The organism is Roseovarius pacificus (assembly GCF_900142665.1).
Lineage (GTDB): Bacteria > Pseudomonadota > Alphaproteobacteria > Rhodobacterales > Rhodobacteraceae > Roseovarius > Roseovarius pacificus.
This window is the reverse complement of record NZ_FRBR01000039.1, coordinates 1-5,124: the sequence shown is the minus strand read 5'-3', so window position 1 is coordinate 5,124 and position 5,124 is coordinate 1. Positions and strand designations below refer to the sequence as shown.

At 60.8% G+C, this 5,124-nt stretch carries 5 protein-coding genes; 2 read left to right on the top strand and 3 right to left on the bottom strand.

All coding sequences use genetic code 11. The annotated features are described in order from the left end of the window. The first annotated feature begins 176 nt into the window (after positions 1–176). The gene (locus tag BUB53_RS22040) at positions 177–398 is read left to right on the top strand and encodes a type II toxin-antitoxin system CcdA family antitoxin (protein ID WP_073038216.1); all 222 of its coding nucleotides are present in this window, start codon (positions 177–179) and stop codon (positions 396–398) included. Positions 399–404: 6 nt separating this feature from the next. Then, positions 405–698: a CcdB family protein gene (locus BUB53_RS22035; RefSeq protein WP_073038214.1), complete on the top strand. Its 294-nt coding sequence runs from the start codon at positions 405–407 to the stop codon at positions 696–698. Between the two features lie 461 nt (positions 699–1,159). Here the strand turns inward: BUB53_RS22035 and adhP are convergent, their stop codons facing one another. From adhP to BUB53_RS22020, 3 genes are all read right to left on the bottom strand, one after another. Next, positions 1,160–2,194, bottom strand: coding sequence for an alcohol dehydrogenase AdhP (gene adhP, locus BUB53_RS22030; protein WP_027263657.1), 1,035 nt, complete (start codon positions 2,192–2,194; stop codon positions 1,160–1,162). 13 nt (positions 2,195–2,207) lie between these two features. Next, positions 2,208–3,728: an acetaldehyde dehydrogenase ExaC gene (gene exaC, locus BUB53_RS22025; protein WP_027263656.1), complete on the bottom strand. Its 1,521-nt coding sequence runs from the start codon at positions 3,726–3,728 to the stop codon at positions 2,208–2,210. Between the two features lie 133 nt (positions 3,729–3,861). After that, positions 3,862–4,818, bottom strand: coding sequence for a GAF domain-containing protein (locus BUB53_RS22020; protein ID WP_027263655.1), 957 nt, complete (start codon positions 4,816–4,818; stop codon positions 3,862–3,864). Positions 4,819–5,124 lie beyond the last annotated feature (306 nt).

Genomic DNA, 5,124 nt, shown 5'->3' with positions numbered 1-5,124 from the left:
ATGGCGCTTGTAGCTGATAGCCGATGTCTGCATTGCAGTCAGATAAGAAGAAATCGCGACGCGAACAACAATAGGGCAGTTAACGTGACATCACCGGCGGCCGCTCTCTAGCGCCTGTGGACAATTAGAAGTGAACGAAGCCACTCCGTGGTGGGAGCGCCGAGCACACCAAAATCATGGCGCGGGTGAAGGTCAATCTGACGCTGGATGCGGACGTGGCGGAATCGGCGCGCGCGCTCGGCTTGAACATGTCGCGCCTTGCGGACTCGGCGATCGCCGAGTCCGCCAAGGTCGAGCGCAATCGCTTGTGGCGGGCCGAAAACCAAGCCGCAATCAACGCCTATGCGGAAGAAGTCCCGCGGGAGGGATTGCCCCTCGCCAGATACCGCAGCTTCTGATCCGGTATGGCCCAGTTCGATCATTTTCGTCTCGATGACGGGCAACTCGTCGTCGATCTGCAGACCGACCTGATCGGGATCGAGGCGACCTGCGTCGTCGCTCCCTTGCGCGAGGCCGGTCGCTACACGACGTTTCCGAGCCTGACGCCTTCTGTCGAAATTGGCGGAACGGCGTGGATCGTCCGGGTGCAAGAGCTTGCCGCGGTTCCGGGCGCGGAGTTGCGCGAGCGGGCCGGATCCTTGGCAGCGCATCGCGATCCATTGAAGCGCGCCCTCGATATCCTGATCGACGGCGTGTAACGCGGCAAGGGCCGGCGACGAGGACAATGCGCAATGGGTTTCGACATATCTCGTTCAACCTGTCCACTGACGTCCAATAAGGCAAGCTTATCAAGGTGTTGCCGCAAGGCGGAATCCACGTAAGAAATGAGGGCAACGGTTGCGTTGGCTTGGGTGATTCACTCCACTGCCGGTTGTGATAGGTTGCCAGACAACCCACCAGATCGTATCCCTCATGTTGAAATGGCTTGCTGTCTGCGCCCTGTTGTTTCCTGTCACCGCGACCGCGGAACGGATCAGTGCGTCCTCGATCTATGTTGCCGACCGGGCCAGATACACAGAGCTCATGACACTCCCTGTAGCCGGCCATAGATTGACTTGGCCGCGCTGAAACCGCGTCACCCAAACGTCGCACATGGTGTCCGAAAACCAGCATCATAGCGGTCAGCCGGATAGAACTCGGGCCGACCGCTATGGTCAGATCAGGCGGAGAGATCCATGACCATCCGGCCTTCGATCTTGCCGGCCTTCATCCGGTCGAAGATCGTGTTGACCTCGTCCAGGGACGCGGTCTCGATGGTCGCCTTCACCTTGCCGTCGCCCGCGAAATCGAGCGATTTCTGAAGATCGAGCCGCGTGCCCACGATGGAGCCGCGCACGGTGATCCCATTCAGCACCATACCGAAGATGTTGAGCGGGAAGTCACCCGGCGGCAGGCCGTTCAGCGCAACCGTGCCTCCGCGATCCACCATGCCAACGGCCTGCTCGAAGGCCTTTTCACTGACCGCCGTCACCAGGATGCCCTGAACGCCCCCGCCTGTTTCGCGTTTGACCTCGGCCGCCGGGTCCTCGCTTGTGCGGGCGTTCACGGTGATCTTCGCTCCCAGCCGCCGGGCGAGGTCGAGCTTGGCATCGTCTATATCGACCGCGACCACGTCGAAACCCATGGCGGCGGCGTATTGGACAGCCATGTGCCCGAGCCCGCCGATGCCCGAGATGGCGATCGTGTCGCCCGGACGGGCATCGGTCATCTTGAGGCCCTTGTAGACAGTAACCCCCGCGCAGAGAACGGGCGCGATTTCGTTGAACCCGATATTGTCGGGCAGGTGGCCGATGTAGTTGGGATCGGCCAGAACGTAATCCGCAAACCCGCCATTTACCGAGTACCCGGTGTTCTGCTGGCTTTCGCATAGCGTTTCCCAGCCGCCAAGGCAATGGCGGCAATGGCCGCAGGCGGTATAGAGCCACGGTACGCCGACGCGGTCGCCCTCTTTCACGTGGGTCACACCCTTGCCCACCGCCGAGACAAATCCGACCCCTTCGTGGCCGGGAATGAACGGTGGCTTGGGCTTGACGGGCCAATCACCCTCGGCGGCGTGCAGGTCTGTGTGGCACACGCCGGAGGCCTGAATGGCGACCTGTATCATGCCGGGCTCGACCTCGGGGACGGGTACTTCCTCGATCCGGAGAGGCGCACCGAATTCGCGGACCACGGCTGCTTTCATCGTTTTTGACATCTTTTCTTCTCCCTTAGAAAAAACCAAGCTTGTTTGGGTTGTAGCTGACCAGCATGTTCTTGGTCTGCTGATAATGGTCGAGCATCATCTTGTGGTTCTCACGCCCAATCCCCGATTGCTTGTATCCGCCGAAAGCAGCATGGGCGGGATAGGCGTGATAGTTGTTGACCCAGACACGGCCCGCCTCGATCCCGCGGCCCATGCGGTAGCAGCGGTTGGCGTCTCGGCTCCAGACACCGGCACCCAAGCCGTACATGGTGTCGTTGGCCAGCGCCAAGGCCTCGGCTTCGTCCTTGAAGGTTGTGACCGACACGACAGGGCCGAAGATTTCCTCCTGGAAGACGCGCATCTTGTTGTGACCCTTCAGGATCGTGGGCTGGATGTAGAAGCCGCCTGCTATGTCGTCCGAAACGGCGGCCATACCGCCACCTGTCAGCACCTCGGCCCCCTCTTCGACACCTATGGTGAAGTAGGACATGATCTTGTCACGCTGCTCCTCGCTGGCCTGAGCGCCGACCATGGTCTTCATGTCGCGCGGATCACCCTGTTTGATGGCTTTCACCCGCGCGATGCAGCGTTCGATGAAGTCCTCGTAGATGTCTTCCTGGATCAGAGCACGGCTGGGGCAGGTGCAGACTTCGCCCTGGTTAAACGCGAACAGCACGAAACCCTCGACCGCCTTGTCGAGAAACGCGTCGTCCTCGGCCATGATATCCGAGAAGAAGACGTTGGGCGACTTGCCGCCGAGTTCCAGCGTCACCGGGATCAGGTTCTTGGTCGCGGCCTGCATGATCTTGCGGCCGGTCTCGGTCGAGCCGGTAAAAGCGATCTTGGCGATGCGCGGGCTTTCGGCCAGCGCCCCGCCGACCTCGGCACCGTAGCCGTTGACGACGTTCAGCACGCCGTCAGGCAGCAGGTCCGCGATCAGTTCGGCCAGCACCAGGATTGCTGCGGGGGTCTGCTCCGCGGGTTTCAGCACGATGCAGTTACCCGCCGCCAAGGCCGGGGCCAGCTTCCAGGCGGCCATCAGGATCGAGAAGTTCCACGGGATGATCTGGCCGACCACGCCGAGAGGCTCATGGTAGTGATAGGCCACAGTGTCCGCATCGATCTGGGACATGGTGCCTTCCTGCGCCCGCAATACCCCGGCGAAATACCGGAAATGGTCGATCGCAAGTGGAATATCGGCGGCCGTCGTCTCGCGGATCGGTTTACCATTGTCCCAGGTTTCGGCCCGAGCCAGAAGATCGAGATTTTCCTCCAGCCGGTCCGCGATCTTGAGAATTATGGTCGCCCGCTCCGTTGCGGACGTGGCCCCCCATTGCGCCTTTGCGGCGTGCGCGGCGTCGAGTGCCAGTTCCACGTCGGCAGGACCTGATCTCGCGACCTGACAGACTGTCTGCCCGTTGATCGGGGTTACATTGTCGAAATAGGCGCCGTCAACCGGGGCAACGAATTTGCCGCCGATGAAGTTGTCGTACCGGTCCCTGAAGGGCGAGACACGGACGCTTTCGGGTTTGCTCATCTCGTTCATGGTTTTCCTCCGTTGATTGACCGGAACCTCCTCCCGGTCCGATATCAGCATGCCACAGAGGTATTGGGGGGCGAATAGAGCCAAGTATGGCTGATGGGCCGCTGTGTCTCAGCAGTGAGACAGCTGGCCGGTCTTACCTTTCGATTCCGAGCCGGCGCATCTGCCGATAGAGCGTGGCGCGTCCGATCCCGAGCATCCGTGCCGCCTGCGAGACGTTGCCATCTGCGCGGACCAGTGCGCGGACAACCGCAGCCCGTTCAGCCTTCTTGAAGCCCGTGGGGCCGTCGTCCCGACCAAAAAGGTCCACTGTCGGACGGGGTTTGATCTGTCCAGTCGGCTCAAGCCCGAACATGCGGCGCGCGGTACGGGTAGCACCGATCACCAGATCATCTCCGTCCACGGCCAATAGGGCTGTTGCATCGATCCCGTCCGGGCCTGCCATGATTATCCGCGCATTGGGGAAGGACGATCTGAAATGACAGTTCTCGATGACCTGAGCGTACTGGGACACCGTGTTAGACAACAGCCGGTTGAAGCCTTCGGTCTCGTCAACGCGCGCTGATGAGACATCGAGTGCCGCAAGAATGTGTCCATCCGCCCCGAAGATTGGCGCATCCATGCAGCTGAGGGCCGTGTTCCGCGCGAAAAAATGATCCTCGCGATGGATGGTGATCCGGCGCTTTTCGGCCAGGCAGGTGCCGATCCCGTTCGTGCCCTCGTGCGCCTCGCTCCAGTCGGCACCGGGGTGAAGACCCCAGTTGCGAAAGGTTGCTGCATCCGCATCGGCGCATCTGAGGTCGAGCACGATCCCGGTTGCATCGGTCAACAGAACCCCGCAGCCCGAGGCGCCGACAAGCGCGAAAAGCTCATCCAGCTTCGGCGTCGCCATTGCGAGGAGTCTTCCGAGTTCGTCCCGGCGTCGAGCCAGTTCGCTGCATTCGATCAGATAAGGCGCTTTGTCATTGGCGGGATCAAGACCGTGATGCTCCATCGAGCGCCGCCAAGATGCCGCCAGAGGCGAACGCGCCGCGTCCGACCCGGATTCGACCACGCGGATCACCTTCTCTACATGATGCGCCTCCCGTCGCATGATGTGTCCTCCCGTATAAGGCAGGCAGCAAAGGGCGAGAGCAAAGCGCTTGGGGTTGCGCGATCCACGCCCCTCTGAAGTCTTTCTCGCGGATCATAACACATTCAACGGTGATGTCACGTTAACTGGGCGCTTATGGTAAAAAAAGAACCCCAGGTCCTACGGCTGAGAATTACTCTTGAATATGTCGACCCCGCCCCGTGGCGGGAAAGGCTCTGTTGCAAAGTTTTCTTGATGAGGTCACTTTCGAGCGTGGTCAGGCAGGAGAGCGGTTGTCATGAACGATTTCAAAGGGCGTCATTTCAC